The following is a 20,575-nucleotide window of genomic DNA, read 5'->3' on the forward strand; positions in this document are numbered from 1 at the left end:
CCAGTGCCAGTGCCAGTGCCAGTGCCAGTGCCAGTGCCAGTGCCAGTGCCAGTGCGGCGGATGACGCCCCCCAGTGTCAGGCGTTCAGCCCGGGCGATGTCCTGCCCACCATCACGCGGGCTTTCATGCTCGAGCACACGCAGGTTCTGTGCAACCAGGGGTATGCGGTCATGGTGTCGGCCGTGACCCACACCCCCCTTTGGGTGGCCGAACATCTGGTGCCTGCAACGCTTGACCGTGCGGCGGCACTGGAACGGACCGGCACGTTCCATATGGACCCACGCTGGGTGGGGGGCAGCACATTGCAGGATTACGCCCATTCCGGTTACAGCCGGGGCCACATGGCCCCCAGCGCCGACCAGGGCGATGACGATGCGCAGATGGAAACTTTCGCTCTTTCCAATATCGTGCCGCAGACAGCCATACTGAACCAGGGAATCTGGGCGCGGATCGAACGGACCGTGCGCGACATGGCGTATCAGGATGGGGAATTATACGTCGTGACCGGCCCTGCTTTTCATGGGCACCCGGTCCCGACCATTGGCGCAAGTCATGTTTTTGTACCCAGTTCGACCTGGAAGGCAGTGTATGACCCACGCCGTGACCGCGCTGGCGTATATGTCTGCAAGAACCGTCGCGCCCACGTGCCGTGCGATGTCGTGACCGTGGCGACGCTGATACGCAATACCGGGGTCGATCCCTTTCCCGCGCTGTCAGCCCAGGTCAAGGCGCGTTTCTGGCATCTGCCATCGCCGCACAAGGGCCGGGGTGGTCATGGCCATGCGCAGAACACGCCGGATCAGGGGTGAATGCGAAAGAGATGGTTATCCCGGCCTTGAAATTTACACGCAGCAGATGACCGCCTGCGCGGCTATACAGTCACGGCAAAAAAATTTACTGTGATTTATTGGCGTGATTTTCAAGGAAAGATGATAATGACCATTAAAAAATCTTTAATACTTGCGGCAACCTTCATGGCAACCCTGTCTTCGGCCCATGCGGCCAGCCTGCATACGGATTGGGAAAAATTTCAGGCCGGGCGTGCCATGCACCATCTGTCGGCCGATGGCCAGAAAGCGATGGTCGATGTGCTGCAGGCCCGTGACCTGCTGAGCCAGGGCAAGGTCGATGCCGCCATTCCGCCGCTGTACGACGCGCAAAAGCGCCTGGCGGCGGCGGGCAAGGACAATCGCAATTTCGTGGCGGCGGAAAGCCAGTTGCAGCCCGTGCCGCAGCGCCCGGCCCCGGCAAGCCACAAGCCCAGCACCGGTACCGTGACCTGGATTCCCGTCGGGGGCGAATTTATCGTGACCGATACGCTGGCGCCGGAAAAGAAGGCAGCCGCCCAGGCAGCAAACCAGCAGCTCAAGGCGGGCCAGACCCAGCAGGCACAGCAGACATTGCAGGTTGTGGGTGAGGATGCCGACTTTATCGTGGCTCTGGCACCGCTGGAACAGGCCGAAGGGGCGCTGAACCGTGCGACCGTGTTCACCGAAGGCCGTCAGGCTCCGCAGGCGGTGGAAGCGCTGGACGACCTGCTGAATGGTGTTGTTTTCGTCTCGGACGATTTCTTTGCCCAGGCCGTGCCGTCCAAGGGGCAGGCTTCTGCTAAAAAGAGCCAGTAACAGGCTGGGACCGTGCCGGTTGGTACCATGCCGGTCATGAGACCGGCATGGTCTCGGTAACGGTCCCGTTTTCTCTGGCGGTTCCGACCTGACGGAGAAAACGGGGTTTTATGACAAGGCTGGTGGGGCTTGCAGGCCCTACCAGCCTTGCGCCTGTTGTCGCTGTGCGTTCTCAGCTTTTTTCGGGCAGAGCCCTATAGGGCACGACGCCTCTTGCGTCATTCCCCGTATCGAGTGTGCGGCCCGATACCGGCAGGGAGCGATGGCTGCAATCGTCACGCACGCAGGCCCGGCAGCCCGGGCCGATCGGCACCACCAGGCTGCTGTCATCCAGGTTCAGGCCGCTGGCGTAAACGGTCTTGGGCGCGTCGGACAGCCTGCATCCCAGCACGATCGCGATCTGGCGGGGTCTGTCGCCATAGGTCAGCCCTTCGCGGCTGACGGTGCGGGCCACGTTCAGGTAAACCGAATCGTCCGTGGTCTGCGACAACTGCACCTGCACCTGCCCCGGTGTCGCAAAGGCGCGGAACACGTTCCACAACGGGCACGGGCCGCCGAACCGCGCCTGCGAGAACCGGTTGGCGGAAAAGCTTTTCAGGATATTCCCCGCGATATCGAGCTTGAGGAAATAAAAGGCAATGCCTTCCTGCCCGGGGCGTTGCAGGGTGCTGAGCCTGTGACTGACCTGCTCGAAACTGACGCCGAAATGCCGGCGTATGCGGTCGATGTCGTAAAGCGTCTGTTCCGCAACGTGTAAAAAGCGGCCGTAGGGCAGCAGCAGCGCCCCGGCGAAATAATTGCCCAGATACACCCGGGCCAGCGCCTGGGCATTGCCGTCGCGCGGGCCTTCGCGCCGGAGGATACGGGCCATGAGCGGGTTGTATTCAAGCTGGCCGATAATCTGCGCCAGACAGAACAGCGTACTTTCGGGCGGCTGGTTGTGCGGGAGCAGGATACGCCGTTTCTGCCGGTCTATGCGCCAGACCAGACCACGGGCTTCCAGCGTGGTGTCGCGGTCTATGTCCAGCCCGTGGCGGGTGTGCAGATGGGCGGCCAGAGCCTGCTCCAGCGCGCCATCCTCGATCGCGAGCCGTTCGTAGAACTGTTCCGCCGCCCGGTCCAGGTCGTGAAAATAGTTCCTGTGGTCCTGCACCCAGTTGCCGACGGTTTCGTAAGGTTCCAGCGGGGGGCTTGTGTCCTTCTCGTGGTCGCTGCGGGCCATGTCGAACGTATAGGCCCGGTACAGTGTCAGGAACGCCTCGCACAGGTCGGGATTATGTCTTGCCGCATCGGACATTTTTGCAAGCGGTAAAGGACTGTCCTTGAAAATGGGGTCGGCCAGGACTTCGCGCAGGGCCTGCACGCGGTGGGCTTCGCGCGTGTCGGTAAACCAGGCCGGACCAAGGCCGAAGCGTTCGCACAGGGCTGCAAGCTGGTGGTCGGGCAGGGGGCGGTGGTCGCGCTCCATCTGGTTGAGATAGCTGAGCGAAATATCGAGCAGGCTGGCAAGGGCTGCCTGGGTCAGTCCTTCGCGCTGTCTGAGCTGGCGTAACCTGGGGCCTGCAAAAAGTTTTGTTTTTGATTTTGGCATGCTGGCGGACTTCGCAAACTTTGCAAACGGGACCATTCCCTTCGCCTCTTTCTACTCTTATCCGTCTGCTGTTCCACACAAGACTCTGCGACAGTCAGCCCACACACCAAACGGAACAAAGGGTTGGTTCAATGCAGTATCATGACGTGCGCGTGCATCCCGAAAGTGATCGTCTGCCCCGGGCCGAACAGCTTGCATGGAAAATCGCCCAGGTGGCGACGGATCCTGTCGGGGTGGAAGACAGTGTCGCGGACATGATCGTCAACCGCATGATCGACAATGCGGCTGTTGCCGTGGCGTCGGTGAACCGCCACCCGGTCATGAGTGCGCGGGCCGAGGCTCTGGCCCATGTCCGCCCCGGCGGTGCAACGCTTTTCGGCATGGGGCCGGATGTGCGGGTGCATGCGGAATGGGCGGCCTGGGCCAATGGCACCTGCGTGCGTGAACTCGATTACCACGACACGTTCCTGGCGGCGGAATATTCGCATCCGGGCGATAATATTCCCGGTATTCTGGCGGTGGCGCAGCAATGCCAGCGCAGCGGTGCGGACCTGATCCGGGGCATTGCCACGGGCTACGAAATCCAGATCGACCTGGCGCGCGCGATCTGCCTGCACCAGCACAAGATCGATCATGTCGCCCATCTCGGGCCGTCCGTGGCGGCGGGGATCGGAACGCTCCTGCGCCTGCCTCCTGCTATCGTCTACCAGGCCATAGGTCAGGCGCTGCATGTGACAACGGCCACACGCCAGAGCCGCAAGGGCGAAATTTCGTCCTGGAAGGCTTATGCTCCCGCCCATGCGGGCAAGATGGCGGTGGAGGCGGTCGACCGCGCCATGATGGGCGAGACCTCGCCCACCCCGATCTACGAAGGGGAAGATGGCGTTATCGCCTGGATGCTGGACGGCAAGACGGCGCAGTACCGCGTGCCCCTGCCCGAAGCGGGTGAGCCCAAGCGCGCGATCCTGTCCTCCTTTACCAAGGAGCACTCGGCCGAATACCAGAGCCAGGCGCTGATCGACCTTGCGTTCCGCATGGGCAGGCGTGTCAACGACTGGGACGACGTGCAGGACGTGCTGATCGAAACCAGCCACCACACCCATTACGTGATCGGCACCGGCTCCAACGACCCGCAGAAGTTCGACCCGAACGCCTCGCGCGAGACGCTGGACCACTCGATCATGTATATCGTGGCCGTGGCGTTGCAGGACGGGGCGTGGCACCAGGTTAAGTCCTATGCCCCCGAACGGGCCCGCAGGCCCGACACGGTGCGGCTGTGGCGCAAGATTCATACGGTGGAAACGCCGGAATGGACCGCGCGTTACCACGAGACGGACCCGAACAGGAAAGCGTTTGGCGGGCGTATCATCATCCGCATGAAGGACGGTTCGGTCATCGAGGATGAACTGGCCGTGGCCAATGCGCACACGCTTGGGGCTACGCCATGGAAACGTGCCGACTATATCGGCAAGTTCCGCATGCTGGCCGAAGGCGTCGTCCCGCAGCAGGAGGTGGAACGTTTCTTGCAGGTCGTGCAGTCCCTGCCTGACCTCAAGGCCGGTGAACTGCACAGGCTTGAAATTCTTGTTCCGCGCCAGGACCTGCAACAGAACACGGCCGAAGGCATTTTCAACTTCGGGCAGGTTCAGGCCGGGGCCGCTGTGGGCAGGCAATCCGCCGAACTGATGTCGTAAGGCATATCGAGACAGTTTCCAGGATCGGACTTGACGGTCAAGGAGAAGAACAATGACAACCGAGCTGTACAGAAAACCAAAGAAATCTGTGGCACTTTCAGGAACGGTTGCGGGCAACACGGCGCTGAGCACGGTGGGCCACAGCGGGGATGACCTGCATTACCGGGGGTATGACATCCGGGATCTGGCCCGGTCCTGCACGTTCGAGGAAGTCGCGCACCTGCTCATTCATGGCTACCTGCCCAACAGTGCCGAACTGGAAGGGTACAAACGCCATCTGGCCAGCCTGCGCGATATTCCCGATATCGTGCGGGCTACGCTGGAGCGTCTGCCTTGCGCCACCCACCCGATGGACGTGCTGCGTACTGCTGTGTCTGTACTGGGCTGCGCCCTGCCTGAACGCAGCGACTGCCCCAGTGCCGGTGCGTGCGAAATTGCGGACAGGCTGGTGGCCTCCGCCGGGTCCATGCTGCTGTATTGGTACCATTACGCCACCCATGGCCGGCGGATCGAAACCCATACGGATGACGACAGCACGGGCGGGCACTTCCTGCGCCTGCTGCACGGCACCACCCCGCCCGAGGACTGGGTGCAGGCCATGCATACCTCGCTCATCCTGTATGCCGAGCACGAGTTCAATGCCTCCACCTTCACCTCGCGCGTGGTGGCGGGTACGGGGTCGGACATGTATTCCGCCGTGACCGCGGCCATCGGCGCATTGCGCGGGCCCAAGCATGGCGGGGCGAACGAGGTGGCACTCGATATCCAGCAGCGCTACCGCACGCCGGACGAGGCCGAGGCCGATATTCGCCGTCGCCTGGCGGAGAAGGAAGTCATTATCGGCTTCGGGCATCCGGTCTATACCATAGCCGATCCGCGCAGCGACATTATCAAGGATGTGGCGCGCAACCTGTCGCGCCGCAACGGAGCCATGCGGCTGTATAATGTCGCGGAACGGATCGAGCAGATCATGGCCGAGCAGAAAAAGATGTTTCCGAACCTCGACTGGTTCAGTGCTGTGTCCTACAGCGCGATGAGCATCCCCACGGCCATGTTCACGCCTGTTTTCGTCATTGCCCGTGTCACGGGGTGGTGCGCGCATATCATGGAACAGCGCCGGGATGGAAAAATCATCCGTCCTTCGGCCAATTATACCGGGCCGGATGCCCGCCCCTTTGTTTCCCTGCGTGAGCGGGACGGACTGGAGAACGCAGCATGACCTATCTTGTAGGGCGGGACCTCCCCGCGACCTCCGCCGGCAAACGGTTCCGCGACATGATGGCGCGCAGGGGTATCCTGCGCATGCCCGGCGCGCATAACGGTCAGGCGGCGCTCCAGGCCAAGGATAACGGGTTCGAGGCCCTTTACCTGTCAGGTGCCGCCATGACGGCCAGCATGGGCCTGCCGGATCTGGGGATCATCACGGTGGATGAAGTGTGTTTCTTCATTCGTCAGATCGTGCGGGCATCGGGCCTGCCGCTTCTGGTCGATGGGGATACCGGTTATGGCGAAACCCTGAACGTCATGAACATGGTGCGGGCATTCGAGGATGCAGGGGCGGCTGCCGTGCATATCGAGGATCAGGTCCTGCCCAAGAAATGCGGCCATCTGAACGACAAGAAGCTGGTTTCGCCCCAGGATATGGCGCAGAAAGTGGCCGCCGCCGCCAAGGCCCGGCGCGATATGATCATTATCGCCCGGACCGACGCGGCCGGGTCCGAAGGGCTGGACGGAGCAGTGGCCCGCGCCCGCCTGTATTATGAGGCCGGGGCCGACGCCATTTTCCCCGAAGCGCTGATTTCGCAGGACATGTTCACGGAATTTGCCCGCAGGCTGCCCGATGTGCCCCTGCTTGCGAACATGACGGAATTTGGCCGCACGCCGTATCTGACGGCTGCCGAGTTCGAGGAACTGGGCTATGCCATGGTCATCTGGCCGGTCAGTTCGCTGCGTGTGGCCAACAAGGCGCAGGACACGCTATACAAAACCATAGCGCGCACCGGCGGCACGCGTGATATGCTGGAACAGATGCAGACGCGTGAGGAACTGTACCGCACCCTGCGTTATTATGACTACGAGTCTCTCGATGCGGGAATAGTCGCGACGGTCCTGCCTCATATCGGCCATACCGATCGCGACGCCGCCTAGTTTTTGCCTTTCTGTCCCCAGAACAATAAAAAAACAGGGAAACGGAAATATGTCAGACCATACAGTGATCCAGGCCAGCCATTACCAGGGCTACCCCGCAACCATGACGCGCGCGCAGCTTGACGCCATGACCAGACAGGCCCGCAAGGACCCTGATGCTTTCTGGCTGGAACAGGCCGGGCGCGTACACTGGCATAAAAAGCCCACACGCGGCTTTGATGGCAGTTTCGAGGGGGATGTCTCCATCAAATGGTTCGAGGACGGGCTTTTGAACGTGTCCGTCTGCTGCCTGGACCGTTACCTGACCGACAAGGCGGATCAGGTCGCCCTGATCGCCCACCGCGAAGGCCATGGCCCGGCTGAAAAGCTGACCTACGCCATGCTGCATGAACGCGTGTGCCGTCTGGCCAATGCGCTGACCCATCTGGGCGTTGAAAAAGGGCAGCGTGTGGCCATCAACCTGCCCATGATTTCCGAAGCGGTGGTGGCCATGCTGGCCTGCGCGCGGATCGGGGCGGTGCATGTGGTGCTGTTCGGCGGTTTTTCGGCCGATGGCATTGCCGAACGTCTGGTTGATAGCGGGTCCGTGGCGGTTATTACCGCCAGCGTGGCGTATCGGGGTGCTAAGCTCATTCCGTTCAAGGAAACGATGGATACCGCCCTTTACAAGGCGGGGGCCGACAGTGCGGTGCATTCGGTGCTGGTGGTCCGCACATCCGACGATGCGGTGCCGATGCTGCCCGGTCGTGACCATGACTATCACGATTTTGTCGACGGGTTCGAGGTGGACTTCGTGCCTGTCGTCATGAAGGCGGAAGACCCTCTGTTCATGCTGTATACCTCGGGCAGCACGGGCAAGCCCAAGGCGGTCGTGCATGCCTGTGGCGGGTATATCGTGTGGGCATCCTACACGATGGACATGGTCTACACCCAGCGCCCGGGTGACGTGCTGTGGTGCACGGCCGATGTCGCCTGGATTACGGGCCACAGTTCGGTGGTGTACGGGCCGCTGGCCAATGGCGGCACCACCATGATTTCCGACAGCCTGCCCGCCCACCCCCATCCGGGCCGGTGGTGGGATTTGGTGGATGAATACAAGGTCACCATGCTGTTTTCCTCCCCCACGGCGGTGCGCGCCATGATGGCGGATGGCGATGATGTGGTGAACCGCCATGATCTCGGTTCCCTGCGGCTTCTGGGGATCGCGGGCGAACCCATCAGCCCCGACGCTTGGCTGTGGTACCACGACGTGGTGGGCAAAAAGCGCTGCCCGGTTGTGGACACGTGGTGGCAGACGGAAACCGGCGGGATTGTTCTGGGGCCTATCCCCGGCGTGCAGTCGCTCAAGCCCGGTTCGGCCACAAAGCCGTTGCCGGGGGTTGAAATGGCAATAACGGATACGCGCGGGCGTGTCGTGCAGGGTGTGGCGGAAGGCGGCCTGTGCATTGCCCGTTCGTGGCCGGGTCAGGCCCGCACGATCTGGGGTGATCATGCGCGGTTCTGCCAGACCTATTTCAGCAAGGTGCCGGGGCTCTATTTCACAGGCGACGGCGCCAAGCGTGACGCGGACGGATATTACTGGATTACCGGCCGCATGGACGATGTCATCAATATTGCCGGGCACCGGCTTGGCACCGCCGAAGTGGAGGATGTGCTGGGCGAAGATCACCGGATACTGGAAAGTGCGGCGGTGGGCGTGCCCCATCCTGTCAAGGGCGAGGGGCTGGTGGTTTTCATCATGCCGCGCAAGGACAGCGCGACCGAACTGACGGAGGACGGCATTTCACGGCTGATTACCCAGCGCCTTGGCCGTTACGCCGCACCCGAGGCGATCTATTTCGTGCCAGATCTGCCGCGGACCCGTTCGGGCAAGATCGTTCGCCGCCTGCTGCGCAAGATCGCCTCGGGCGAGACCGAAAACCTGGGCGATCTGTCCGCGCTGATCGATGTGTCGGTTGTGGGGGCGGTGTGTAACCGGGTCTGGGGTGCCATGGCCTTTGGTGGGAGCGAACCTGCGCGCGCACGCGCCTGATCCGGGCATGTTGCCTTTCTGAACGTCGGGTTTTTGTATCTGGTCTCTCCAGGTCGCGGGTTTTGCGGCCTGGAGAATTTTGTGGTGTTCAGCGCGCGGGCCAGATCCATTTGCGCAGGCGGTGCAGGCCGCCAAGGGTGGGTTCGTCCACAAGGCGGGTGAATATATAACCGGCTATGAGAATCACGGGAACATAGGCGACGGCCATCAGCGTCAGCCGCATGGGCCATGGCAGCACCCCGGACACGGCCATACCCGCAAAAAGCGTGCAGAGCAGCGGCACATGGGTCAGATACAGGCCGAAGGAAATCCGGCCAAGGAACTGCGCGGGCCAGGCCATGAGAACGGACCGGACCGCCCGGAGGTGGCGCACGGAATAGACAAGGCCTATCGCCCCCAGCGTTACCCACAGCGACATGGTTGTGTCACCCGGCACAAGTGTGGGCATGTGGTTCAGCACCGACAGCGTGGGGTACAGGTCAAGAAAAGGCGTTGTCAACATGCCCAGCAGCAGGGACAGCGCAAAAAGAATGGCGTGAGAGAACTGCGAATACTGATGCGTCATCCGGGTTTCATAAATCAGGGCGCCCGCGAAAAACGCCGTGTAGGCAAAGCGCTGTATGCACAGCGTTGCGATCAGCCCTGTTATGAGACAGTACAGCCGGAATCTGAAAACAGGCCGTGAATACAGGAGATAAATGACGCACGATCCCAGGAATTCCTTTTTCATGGTCCACAGCACGTTGTTGAATGCGGAATCGCCCGTGTAAAACACATCCACCAACCCGTTCCTGAACGCGGCCATGAAAGAAGGAAGGTCCCGACCGTACGTGTCGTAAAGCCACAGGCTGCCAAGGGCTGCACGTGCGGATTCAAGATCGGATGCGAAAAATTTCAGTAATAACCAAGCGTATACGGTACTGGCACAGGCGGGAACAGCCAGCCGGAAATACCGCACCCCGCAGTTCAGCAGGGCAGGGTAAGCCAGTTTGGAGGCTGTCAGGGCAATGACAAAGCCCGAGAGCACGAAAAAGATCGCAACAGGGAAAGAGCCGTTGAACAGAAGGGCAAGAGGCGTATGCGCGATCCATGCGGGAGAGGCAGAGTAGATGGGCAACCACGCGGGCAGAAAAGCGCATACAAAATGTGAAAACGTTACAACCAGTGCCGCAACACCGCGCAGGCCGTCAAAAACGGTGTCCCGTTTTGGCGTGCTGGCGGATGGATGAACGGGAGAGGCCTGCATGTCTGGCATTATGATCGGAAGAATGGAGCCCACGATAATTGAACACCTGGATCAGGGTCGTATCTCCGCGGGGAAAATATGAGGGGGCACGTCCTGCAGGCCATGATCCGTATTACGGACCAGCGGGGCATAAAGTTCCGCCGCCAAAGGCTGCGATGGCGGGAAAGGGTAGATATGCCAGGGCCCTGCTGCATCCAGCGGGGGAGAAAGGCGCACAACAGACACGCCCGGCCGCGCGACCCTGACCGGCGCCACAGCGCCACGGCAGACGGAGGGTATGCCGGCAACGGACGAGGATAAAAGCACCAGAGCAGCAAGGGCCGAGACTGCGGGTAAACCGCGAACCATGAAATGTGCCTTTAAATATATGACGAAAGCATAGGATATTGCGGGGTAGGGGATGTCTAAATTATTTATTATAGTGTGAATGCATTATGGTAATCTGTTTCCGTATGGTCTTGCGATACAATTACTGTATAAATATTAAAAATCCCTTTGTGTGTCCGGCTTTCCAATCCGGCGGAATGGCGTATTCGTGAATGCCACGGCATGGCGAAGGGGTGTGTACCGTGCCACAAAGAGCGCGCATGGCCGACTTGCGGCAGCGTGCAGGACAAGGAGTGAAGCGAGTGGCTGCTGTGGCTCCTCAATCGGTCGATCGTGCAACGGCCCGCCATGTCGTGGCGGCATCGTTTTTAAGCTGGATGCTGGATGCCTGTGATTTTTTCATTGTGCTGTTCACCCTCGATAACGTGGCCCACAGCTTCGGCGTCTCGCTCGAAGCTGTTCTGCTGGCCCCTACGCTTACGCTCGTCACCCGGCCTGTCGGTGCGTTCCTGTGCGGGCGGGCGGCGGATAAATACGGGCGCAAACCAGTGCTCATGGCCACGATCGGGGTTTATTCACTGATCGAGGTCCTGTCGGCGCTGTCGCCCACTCTGGGCGTTTTCCTGGCCCTGCGGGCGCTGTTCGGCATTGCTCTGGGCGGCGTATGGGGCGTTGGCACGTCGCTGATCATGGAAAGCGTTCCCACCACGTGGCGGGGAACGGCCTCGGGTATTCTGCAGGCCGGGTATCCGGCGGGGTATCTGCTGGCCTCGCTCATGTTCCTGCTGCTGCCGGTGCTGGGGTGGCGCGGGCTGTTCATTCTGGGCGGGTGTTCGGTGGTGTCGGCCCTGTATATCGGGTTGAGGGTGCCCGAAAGCCCCGACTGGCTGGCCCGTCATGCGCAGGGTGGTGCCAATGCACAGGCCGGAGCTCAGCAGCAGCCGGGCATGCTGGCCGTGGTGCGGAACAACACCGCGCTCTGTATCTTCGCCGTCACCCTCATGACCGGCTTCAATTTCATGAGCCACGGTTCGCAGGATCTGTACCCCAAGGTCTTTCTGGCACTTGAGCGGCATATCAGCCCCCCGTCCATTACCACCATGGTGGTGATCTACAACGTGGCGGCCATGGCGGGCGGGATGGTTTTTGGCATGCTGTCGCAAAAAATCGGGCGGCAGTACGCCATTGCCGTCGCAGCACTGGCTACCCTGCCATTGCTGCCGCTATGGACCCTGCCGCATTCCCCCGTTCTGCTTGGCGTGGGGGCTGCGTGCATCCAGTTCTGTATTCAGGGGGCCTGGGGTGTTGTGCCCGCGTATCTGAGCGAGCTTTCGCCCGCCTCCGTCCGGGCGACCTTTCCCGGTCTGGCCTACCAGTGCGGCAACCTGATCGCGGCCAGCAACGCGCTGCTGCAAACGCAGATCGCGGGCTGGCTGGGTGTCGGGCTGGCCCCGGCACTCATGATGACGGTTGGCGGCGGCGCCGTGGCCGTTCTTGTCCTGACTGTGCTGAACGCCCGGCTGAACTGGCGCACGACGGCATAGCGAGCGCGCACCACACATGCACCTTCCTGCCCATGACCTGTGCGCACGGCCCCAGGCGGGCCTGGGCGGTTTGTGCGCAGGTTCCGTCTGGCTTAAACAGCAGGCTGGTCGTGTCATTCGCGCAGGAGCATCATGAAGGATCTGTTCGCAAGCCGGAATCACCATGTGGGAACGTCCCGCCCGCTGAAACTGTCCGGCGATGTTGTCAGCCAGGCGACCTATGGCGGCCCGGGCGACTGCTACCGCTACACGCTCAAGCGTGTATGGGACCCCGACGGGCCGCTGGTGATGTGGCTGATGATGAACCCGTCCGTGGCAACCGAACTGGGGGATGACCGTACGGTTGCCAAATGCCAGCGTTACGCGCGCGCCTGGGGGTATGGGGGCATGTTCGTGGGCAACACGTTCGCCTACCGCTGTACGGACCAGCTCCGCCTGCTGGAAGTGGCCGACCCCGTAGGGCCGGGGAATGACAGCGCCCTGCTGGCCATGGCGCATGAGGCCGACAGGGTGATCGTGGCTTACGGGTCGCCCCATCACAAGCAGTTGCGCGCCCGCGGGCCTGAGGTTGTGCGCATGCTGCAAAGCCACGGTCTGGCGGTTTACGCGTTAAGGCTTGGCAAGTCGGGGCGGCCCTGCCACCCGCTCTATCTCCCCGCCGATCTGACCCCCCAGCGTCTGCCGGACGCCGCCCCGGACCCTGCTCCGGACGCCGCATGACGGAACCGGGCCACGGCTGCGCGTGTTGACTGGCAGGCCACTTCGGTATCCGATAGCGCGACACAGCACAGAAGGCCGGTACCGTCCGGGCTGCTGCCATGCGGGAGGAAAGAGGACATCGTGACAGGAACGAACACGCACGAGGCGGGTGACTATCTGACCTCGGCCGAATTTGCTTTCATGCTGGACCGCCTGGCCGAAGTTGGTGTCAGGACCGGGCTGAATGTGGCCCCCGGCCAGCAGGTGATCCTGACCGCGCCGCTGGAGGCAGTGCCTCTGGTGCGTCGGATCACGCAGCATGCCTACCGTGCCGGTGCGTCGCTGGTGACGACATTCTACGCCGATGACGAAACCACGCTGGCCCGCTATCAGTACGGGCACGAAAACACCTTCGACACCGCTGCGGGCTGGCTGGCCAAAGGCATGACCGAAGGGTTTCGCGACGGTGCGGCGCGCATGGCCATTACGGGTGGCAACCCCACGCTGCTGGCCGGTCAGAACCCGGATCATGTCTCGCGCGCCAGTCGGGCGGCCTCGGCCGTCAATCGCCCGGCCATGGAGATCATTACAAATTTCGATGTGAACTGGTGCATCGTGGCGGCGGCCACTCCGGCCTGGGCGGCGCAGGTTTTCCCCGCCCTGCCCGCAAAGGAAGCGCTGGCAAAACTCTGGCAGGCCATTTTTTCGGTCTCCCGCCTGACCGGGGCCGACCCCGTGGCGGACTGGGCGGCCCATAACGCGGTTCTGCATCGCCGGGCGGAATTTCTGAACACCGCACGGTACGCGGCCCTGCATTTTACGGGGCCGGGCACAGACCTGACCGTGGGCCTGGCCGACGGCCATGAATGGGCGGGCGGGTCCGAACAGGCTGGCAACGGCGTCATGTGCAACCCCAACATGCCGACGGAAGAGGTGTTCACCACGCCGCACCGGCTTAAGGTCGAAGGGGTTGTGGCCAGCACCAAGCCGCTTTCCTACCAGGGTACGCTGATCGATGGCATTCGCGTACGGTTCGAGGCCGGCCGGATTGTGGATGTCCATGCCGATCGCGGGCAGGATGTGCTGGCACGCGTGCTCGACACCGATGAAGGCGCGCGCAGGCTGGGAGAGGTCGCACTTGTGCCGCATTCATCCCCTATCTCGGGCAGCGGCATCCTTTTCCAGAATACGCTGTTTGACGAAAATGCCGCCAGCCATATTGCCCTGGGGCAGGCCTATACAAAATGCATGCGCGACACACAGGGGCAGGACGAAGCAGCCCTGGCCGCGCGGGGTGCGAATAGCAGCATGATTCATATCGACTGGATGATCGGGTCCGGCGCGGTGGATGTCGACGCACTTGACGCGGCCGGGGCCAGAATACCCCTGATGCGCAAGGGCGAATGGGCGAATGACGTATAAATGGGATACAGCATGATGAAATCGAGCAAGATGTCTTTTTTCCGCAATGGCGCGTTGGGCGTGCTGGGTGCTGTCTCCCTTCTGGCCGTGGCGTCCGCGCAGACCGTGGCTCCGGTGGGTGCGAACGGGCAGCCCCCCAGCCTGACACCGGAGCAGCAGGCCACCATGCAGCGCGACGCGAACACCGCCCTGCACTACAAGCTGGCCCCCAACGTGCTGCCGCGCCTGACATCGGCGCTCAAGGCCATTCAGGCCGCCGGTATCCAGCCGCCGTCGCAGTTTGGCATGTCGCTCGACCAGCAGATCGGGCTGGTCGAACAGGTCAAGGGGCTGGACGGTATTCTTAAAGCCAACGGTTTTACCGCGCGTGATTTTGTCATGAGCCTGACCTGTGTGGGCCTGACCGCAAGCCTGATGAATGTGCCACCGAATCAGGCAGGGAGTTCACCCCTTGTGCCCGATGCCGCCAATACGGCCCTGCTCAAGAACAATAACGCACAGTTGCAGGCTCTGGCCGAGGTGCTGCGCGGTGGCCAGTCAGGTGGTGGCCAGCAGCAGTAACGGCTGTCAGGCCGGGTATGATCCTGGTCTGTTAATGACTTTGTAACGGTTTGCGATGTTCCCTGATCCGGGGCGTATAGGCCCGGATCAGGGGCTGTGACTGAACGGACCGGAGAAACAGGATCATGACAACACCGCAGGTCACGGGGTCTTCATGGTCCGACACCACTGCCAGGCTGGCCGTGGCCCTTTATGATCTTGCCGCCACGGACCAGACGGCCCTGGGCGACAGCGCGGGCGCGGTGTCAGCGCTTGCTGACCGGATCGAGCTTTCCCCCCAGGCGCTTGAGGCGCTCAGCCATGCAATCCAGGCTGAGGCCGCAGGGGGCGAGCGGACCCAGGCCATGTCGCAGGCGGGGCTGGTCGCGGCTTATGACCCGGCCATGGTGGCCGCTGGCAATACCGGTAAAAAAACCACCGTCGCGGACGTTCTCATGGCCCTGGAGCGCTTGATGCGTCCTGCGGTCAGCCCCGATGATGTCGCGGGTGGTGGAACAACGCGCTGGACCCCCGTGCTGCGGTCAAGCGGCCCAGCCCAGCCACCAGCCGCCACGGCGGCGCAGCCCGGCGTTCCGGCAGGGGCGGGGGCCACCATGGCGTCCGCCGTGGAAGGTGGTGCCGGGCAGTCTCCGGCACAGTCGGCTGCGAGCCTTCCCCCCGACCCGACGGAAACGACCCCGGCTTTCGATGTCGGGTCCTTTGCCGACCTTCCGGGTGGGGTGGATGGCTCTATAGTGCTGCCTGCCCCCGGTCAGCCTGTGTCCGTGCAGCAGGCGCTGCGCGGGGCAGTGCAACTGGCGGGCCTGGACGCCATGCGGGCTGCGGGGCCGGATGCCGTGTCGGACGCAGCGCCCGGGCTTTCCTCTCTCACCCCGCAGGATGCCGCCGCCGGGGTGGCGGTGCGGGCCGATGGGACAGGGCACATGTCTGCAACGCAGGCCTGGGCCACGGCCTACGATATGCCGGTCGACGAACTTGTTCCCATGTTGACGCAGGTTGGCGGTGGCGCCATGCAGGCGGCTGCGGAATCCGATCCGTCGCCACCAACCGGCAACGCCGGGGCCGGTCCGGCGCAGGGCGCGCTTTTGTCGCTTTCCCTGCAAATGCTGGAGGCCGTGCTGGAAAACCCGGATGACGCGCTGTTTCAGGCGTTTCGCCCTGCTAGCCCCACCCACGGGCCACTGGCACAGGCGGGCCACGTCATGCGCGATGCGTCAGGGGTGGCGGGGCAAGGTCTTGAACAGGCGCGTGCAGCGCTGGATATTTTGCTGAATGCCCGTATACGCGCGCCGCGCGGCATGTTTTTGGCGCACGGGCTTGCGGGATTGCGCGGAGAGCCAGCCTTTCAGGGCACGGGGCAGGGTGTATATGCTCTGCCCGCCACGCATCCGGACAGCACCGGGGCGTTTCCCGCTACGGCGGCAGGTGTGAGCGGTTTCGACCTGGCCCATTTGTTACCCGAAATGCCCCTGAACGCCGAAATGCTCGGCGGGTCGGCCCTTGTGTCGGTGTTTGTCATGGGCTGGGCCCTTCTGCTTTCGGGGTATCAGCCCCGTGGCTATCTGCCTGTACCCTGGGCCCGGCGGGGGCGTGGTGAACAGCGCTGTCGTGACAGGCAGGCCCAGCCCGATGCGCCCGTAAGCCCTGCGGGTTCTCCGCCACCCGCACGCTAGCCGGAAGAACCCGTCACATGGTGCCGTGACAGGCCAGCCCGTATCGCAGGTTATCGGTCTTGCTGCCGGGCGGTCGCTCAGGCTGTTCAGGTACCGGGGCAGCCTCTTCCGGCATGCATGATCCATACATTTCAGGCGGGGGCGGGATCATTCGGAATACGCCATCACGCCCGAAAGGTGGCCGTGGCGGGGTTCCACTTCGCCCCTGGTCCGGTCTGTCGTCGCGACCGCCCTGAGGGAACCTGCATCGACCATGACATAAAGCCCGTGTTCCGGGGCTACGCAGGTGGGGGCGTGCCCGGCATGCCGGGGTAAGGTATGGGGGCTTAGCGCGGCGTGTCGGGTTTTGTCGGCCGTGTTCGTGCCTGATGTGTGCGTGGGCAGGCAGGTTCGGAAAGGGTGAGTTTTTTTAATGCCCCTTTCATTCTGTAATCACCAAAATCCATATCCAGCCGGTCGGACACGCCATTGGCAAAATAGCGCATGCCAATTTCATAGGTGGGGGTCATGCTCTGGGCCGCGCGGTCGAAAAACGCGATATGCACGCGTGTCGCGGCAAGGCCGTTCAGGGCGGGCAGGATGTCATTTGCGGGGGGAATGGCCCAGCCCAGCAATGTGGCGTAGGTGTCTTCCGGCCCATCGGGCAATGTGCCGTCGAACAGCGGTGTCGCCAGTTCCGTCCGCCCGTTCCGTGCGGCAAGGATAATGGCGCGCATATGGGCTATGGGGAACAGGGTGCCCGCTGGCAGGCTCAGGCTTTTGGCAAGCGGGCGGTCATATGTCACCCGCCCAGATCCGTCCGGGTTCAGGCTTGCCTGCCCGCTGACGGTCTGCGCCAGCACGCCATCGTGTATTTCCTGGGTCACAAACATCAGGTGACGCCCATCCGCGCTCTCCTGGGCCGTGTATTCGGCCACCATGCGCTCTGGCCCGTGGGCTTTCGTCACGCTTTCAATGTCCAGCCGCTGGCGCGTGGTCCAGCCCGTGCAGGTCTGCTGGATTACGTAGTTCATGCTGCCGGTTGCCGACAGCGTCTGCCGCCCGGCGGATTCCACAAGCCCCAGCTCATAGACCGCATGTTGTGACGCAACATGCACATCAGGCGGCGCGACCGTGTTCCGCAAGGGTGTGGGGGAAGGGGGAAGGGGGCTGCCGGTGGCAGGGAGGCATGTCACCGTAACGGAGCAGGCGCAGAGAAGGATAAATACCGGGGCAGAGCGGGAGGTCATGCCCCTAGCAAAAAGCATCCGGCACGGTCATGCAACCGGCGCGGATGCGCATGGCGGCCCCAAAAGCCCGAAATCAGTCTTTTTTGACCGCCGGTTTGGGCTTGGGCAGGCTGATGGCGAGCGAGAGTTCCTTCATGCGCTCTGGCGGGACCGGGGCGGGGGCGCCCATCATCAGGTCTTCGCCCTGCTGGTTGAGCGGGAACAGGATCACTTCACGGATATTGGGTTCATCGGCCAGCAGCATCACCATGCGGTCCACGCCGGGGGCGGAACCGCCATGCGGGGGCGCGCCGTAGCGGAAGGCGTTGAGCATGCCGCCAAAGCGGGCTTCCACTTCGCTTTCGGGGTAGCCCGCGATCTCGAACGCCCGGATCATGACCTCTGGCAGGTGGTTACGCACCGCACCGGACGACAGTTCGATCCCGTTGCACACGATGTCGTACTGGTAGGCCAGAATATCCAGCGGGTCTTTGGTGTTCAGCGCGTCCAGCCCGCCCTGCGGCATGGAGAACGGGTTGTGCGAGAAGTCGACCAGCCCGGTTTCCTCGTTGAGTTCATACATCGGGAAATCGGTCACCCAGCAGAAGCGGAAGGCATTGCGTTCGATCAGGTCCAGTTCTTCGGCAATGCGGGTGCGCACAAGACCGGAGAACTTGGCAACCTCCAGCCCTTTGCCAGCGGCGAAGAACACCGCGTCACCCGCCTGCAGGCCCAGTCTGGTGCGAATGGCCTCGACCCGGTCGGCTTCCAGGTTCTTGGCGATCGGCCCCTGTCCGCCTTCGGCCGCGAAAGTGATGTAGCCCAGTCCGCCCGCACCGTTTTCACGCGCCCAGCTATTGAGCTTGTCAAAGAACGAGCGCGGCCTGTCCCCCGCACCGGGGGCCGGAATGGCGCGAATTTCCCCGCCATCGGCGGCAATGCGGGCGAACAGGCCAAAGCCCGAACCCGCAAAGGCGTCGGTCACGTCGGTAATGCGCAGCGGGTTGCGCAGGTCGGGCTTGTCGGAGCCGAATTCCTTCATGGCGCGGGCATAGGGAATACGCTCGAACGGTGCGGTGCTGACCGTGCGGTCCTTGCCGAATTCGGTGAACAGCCCGGACATGACATTTTCCAGCACGGCGAAAATTTCGTCCTGGGTGGCGAAAGCCATTTCGAAGTCGAGCTGGTAGAATTCCCCCGGTGACCGATCGGCGCGGGACGCTTCGTCGCGGAAACACGGTGCGATCTGGAAATAGCGGTCGAACCCGGCCACCATGGCAAGCTGCTTGAACTGCTGGGGGGCCTGCGGCAGGGCGTAGAACTTGCCGGGGTGCATGCGTGCGGGCACCAGGAAGTCACGCGCCCCTTCGGGGGAGGATGCGGTCAGGATCGGGGTCTGGAGTTCGATGAAGTCCAGATCCGTCATGCGGCGGCGCAGGCTTGCGATCACGGCGGAGCGCAGGCGGATATTGCGGTGCACCTTGTCGCGGCGCAGGTCGATATAGCGGTAGCGCAGCCGTACTTCGTCGGAATAATGTTCGTGGCCCGCCACCTGCAGCGGCAGGACGGCGGCGGCGGACTGCACCACGAACTCCCGCGCGCGCAGTTCGATATCGCCTGTCGCCAGTTCCGGGTTGCGGGTTACCTCGTCACGCAGGACAACCTCGCCCGTGACGGTAATAACGCTCTCGACCCGGACAGGCTCCGCCGTTTCCATGACGGGGGAGCCCGCGGGAATGACGATCTGGGTTATGCCGGTTTCGTCGCGCAGGTCTATGAACAGCAGCCCGCCATGGTCCCGCTTGCTGTGAACCCAGCCAGACAGGCGTGCGGTGGAGCCCGCGTCGCTTGCGCGAAGGGCCGAACAGCTATGGGAACGGTAAGGGTGCATGGTTTTGTCCTGAACTTCTGGCCCGGCTTGGGGCTGTTACCTGTTTTAAGACCTGTAGTGCCGGAGGAAGCAGGGCAGAGGCGGTTATGTCAAGGCTGCATGGCGCCATGGGCCCATGGCGGGGGGCGGTAAAACTTGCCTGGGTCGTGCTTTTCCTGTATGGCGCAGCCACCGCGCGGGCACCCCTGGAGGCCTGCGTGTTCAAGTTTTAGGAGAGTTTGACGTGTCCAAGATTACATCGATCGAAGCTGAAGTGCGCGCGAAGGCTGGTAAGGGGGCAGCGCGGGCAACAAGGCGTGCGGGCCTGGTGCCGGGCGTTGTGTACGGTGGCAAGCAGGAACCTGCCCTGATCGCGCTTGATCCGCGCATTATCGTAAAAGGCCTCCAGACATCCGGCTGGCGCTCCCGCGTGTACGAAATCAAGGTTGGCGACAAGACCGAACGCGCCCTGGTGCGTGACGTGCAGCTTCACCCCGTGAAGGATTCGCCCGTTCACATCGACTTCCTGCGTCTGGCTGCCGGCGCACGCGTGCATGTGGAAGTGGCCGTGCATTTCGTGGGTGAAGACAAGTCGCCCGGCATCAAGCGCGGCGGCGTTCTGAACATCGTGCGTCACACGGTCGATGTGGACGTGGACGGTGAACACATTCCCGAACACTTCACCGTTGATCTGAGCAAGCTCGACATCAACGACAACGTGCGCTGGGACGACGTGCAGGGCACGGCCGGTGCGACCCCCATCTCCCACGAGCCCAACTTCGTGGTTGCCAGCATTGCCGCTCCCAGCGGTGGCGCGGCTGACGATGCGGAAGCAGCGGCTTCCTGATCCGGTCACTGACACTCTGGATCGTGTAGAAAGCGCGGGGGCGTGTGCCTGGGGCACATGCCCCCTGCTCTTTTGCGAATGTTAGGCG

At 62.7% G+C, this 20,575-nt stretch carries 17 protein-coding genes; 12 read left to right on the forward strand and 5 right to left on the reverse strand.

Annotated elements, in window-relative coordinates; all coding sequences use genetic code 11:
* Positions 1-809: DNA/RNA non-specific endonuclease (locus tag ABF990_RS12270; RefSeq protein WP_415500390.1), on the forward strand; the 809-nt coding region annotated here is incomplete at its 5' end.
* Between the two features lie 126 nt (positions 810-935).
* Positions 936-1,625, forward strand: coding sequence for a YfdX family protein (locus ABF990_RS12275; RefSeq protein ID WP_415491434.1), 690 nt, complete (start codon positions 936-938; stop codon positions 1,623-1,625).
* 172 nt (positions 1,626-1,797) lie between these two features.
* On the opposite strand, the gene ABF990_RS12280 is transcribed toward ABF990_RS12275, so the two are convergent.
* Positions 1,798-3,216 (reverse strand): helix-turn-helix domain-containing protein, encoded by a 1,419-nt coding sequence (locus ABF990_RS12280; protein ID WP_415491435.1) that lies wholly within the window; start codon positions 3,214-3,216, stop codon positions 1,798-1,800.
* 131 nt (positions 3,217-3,347) lie between these two features.
* On the opposite strand from ABF990_RS12280, the gene ABF990_RS12285 reads away from it, so the two are divergent.
* The 4 genes from ABF990_RS12285 to acs are packed head-to-tail and all read left to right on the forward strand — an operon-like array spanning position 3,348 to position 9,090.
* On the forward strand, positions 3,348-4,910 hold the full coding sequence (locus tag ABF990_RS12285; protein ID WP_415500391.1) for an MmgE/PrpD family protein: 1,563 nt from the start codon (positions 3,348-3,350) through the stop codon (positions 4,908-4,910).
* A gap of 52 nt (positions 4,911-4,962) precedes the next feature.
* Positions 4,963-6,129 carry a 2-methylcitrate synthase gene (gene prpC, locus ABF990_RS12290; protein ID WP_415491437.1) on the forward strand — a complete coding sequence of 389 codons (1,167 nt, stop codon included), beginning with the start codon at positions 4,963-4,965 and terminating at the stop codon, positions 6,127-6,129.
* Positions 6,126-7,058, forward strand: a complete 933-nt coding sequence (prpB, locus tag ABF990_RS12295; RefSeq protein ID WP_415491438.1) for a methylisocitrate lyase — start codon at positions 6,126-6,128, stop codon at positions 7,056-7,058. The genes prpC and prpB overlap by 4 nt, the downstream gene beginning before the upstream one ends.
* Before the next feature lie 49 nt (positions 7,059-7,107).
* A complete protein-coding gene (gene acs, locus ABF990_RS12300; RefSeq protein ID WP_415491439.1) occupies positions 7,108-9,090 on the forward strand; it encodes an acetate--CoA ligase in 1,983 nt (660 codons plus the stop codon).
* A gap of 88 nt (positions 9,091-9,178) precedes the next feature.
* Here the strand turns inward: acs and ABF990_RS12305 are convergent, their stop codons facing one another.
* A complete protein-coding gene (locus ABF990_RS12305) occupies positions 9,179-10,345 on the reverse strand; it encodes an acyltransferase family protein (protein ID WP_415506627.1) in 1,167 nt (388 codons plus the stop codon).
* A gap of 42 nt (positions 10,346-10,387) precedes the next feature.
* Positions 10,388-10,684 (reverse strand): hypothetical protein, encoded by a 297-nt coding sequence (locus ABF990_RS12310; RefSeq protein WP_415500393.1) that lies wholly within the window; start codon positions 10,682-10,684, stop codon positions 10,388-10,390.
* A gap of 239 nt (positions 10,685-10,923) precedes the next feature.
* Between ABF990_RS12310 and ABF990_RS12315 the strand changes: the two genes are divergently transcribed.
* The 5 genes from ABF990_RS12315 to ABF990_RS12335 all read left to right on the forward strand — a co-directional run bounded on the left by ABF990_RS12315 (position 10,924) and on the right by ABF990_RS12335 (position 16,562).
* A complete protein-coding gene (locus ABF990_RS12315) occupies positions 10,924-12,207 on the forward strand; it encodes an MFS transporter (RefSeq protein WP_415500394.1) in 1,284 nt (427 codons plus the stop codon).
* A gap of 132 nt (positions 12,208-12,339) precedes the next feature.
* On the forward strand, positions 12,340-12,927 hold the full coding sequence (locus tag ABF990_RS12320; RefSeq protein WP_415491442.1) for a DUF1643 domain-containing protein: 588 nt from the start codon (positions 12,340-12,342) through the stop codon (positions 12,925-12,927).
* 180 nt (positions 12,928-13,107) lie between these two features.
* A complete protein-coding gene (locus tag ABF990_RS12325) occupies positions 13,108-14,328 on the forward strand; it encodes an aminopeptidase (protein WP_415491466.1) in 1,221 nt (406 codons plus the stop codon).
* Between the two features lie 12 nt (positions 14,329-14,340).
* Entirely contained in the window at positions 14,341-14,889 is a 549-nt protein-coding gene (locus tag ABF990_RS12330) for a hypothetical protein (RefSeq protein ID WP_415491443.1), read from the forward strand.
* A 125-nt stretch (positions 14,890-15,014) separates the two neighbouring features.
* Entirely contained in the window at positions 15,015-16,562 is a 1,548-nt protein-coding gene (locus tag ABF990_RS12335) for a hypothetical protein (protein ID WP_415491444.1), read from the forward strand.
* Positions 16,563-16,888: 326 nt separating this feature from the next.
* Here the strand turns inward: ABF990_RS12335 and ABF990_RS12340 are convergent, their stop codons facing one another.
* Both ABF990_RS12340 and aspS read right to left on the reverse strand, forming a co-directional pair.
* A complete protein-coding gene (locus ABF990_RS12340; RefSeq protein ID WP_415491445.1) occupies positions 16,889-17,791 on the reverse strand; it encodes an EipB family protein in 903 nt (300 codons plus the stop codon).
* A 73-nt stretch (positions 17,792-17,864) separates the two neighbouring features.
* Entirely contained in the window at positions 17,865-19,661 is a 1,797-nt protein-coding gene (gene aspS, locus ABF990_RS12345; RefSeq protein WP_415491446.1) for an aspartate--tRNA ligase, read from the reverse strand.
* A gap of 223 nt (positions 19,662-19,884) precedes the next feature.
* Here aspS and ABF990_RS12350 point away from each other — a divergent pair, with 223 nt between their 5' ends.
* Positions 19,885-20,487, forward strand: a complete 603-nt coding sequence (locus ABF990_RS12350; protein ID WP_415491447.1) for a 50S ribosomal protein L25/general stress protein Ctc — start codon at positions 19,885-19,887, stop codon at positions 20,485-20,487.
* Positions 20,488-20,575: the final 88 nt, after the last annotated feature.

The organism is Acetobacter sp. (genome assembly GCF_047723915.1).
Classification (GTDB): domain Bacteria; phylum Pseudomonadota; class Alphaproteobacteria; order Acetobacterales; family Acetobacteraceae; genus Acetobacter.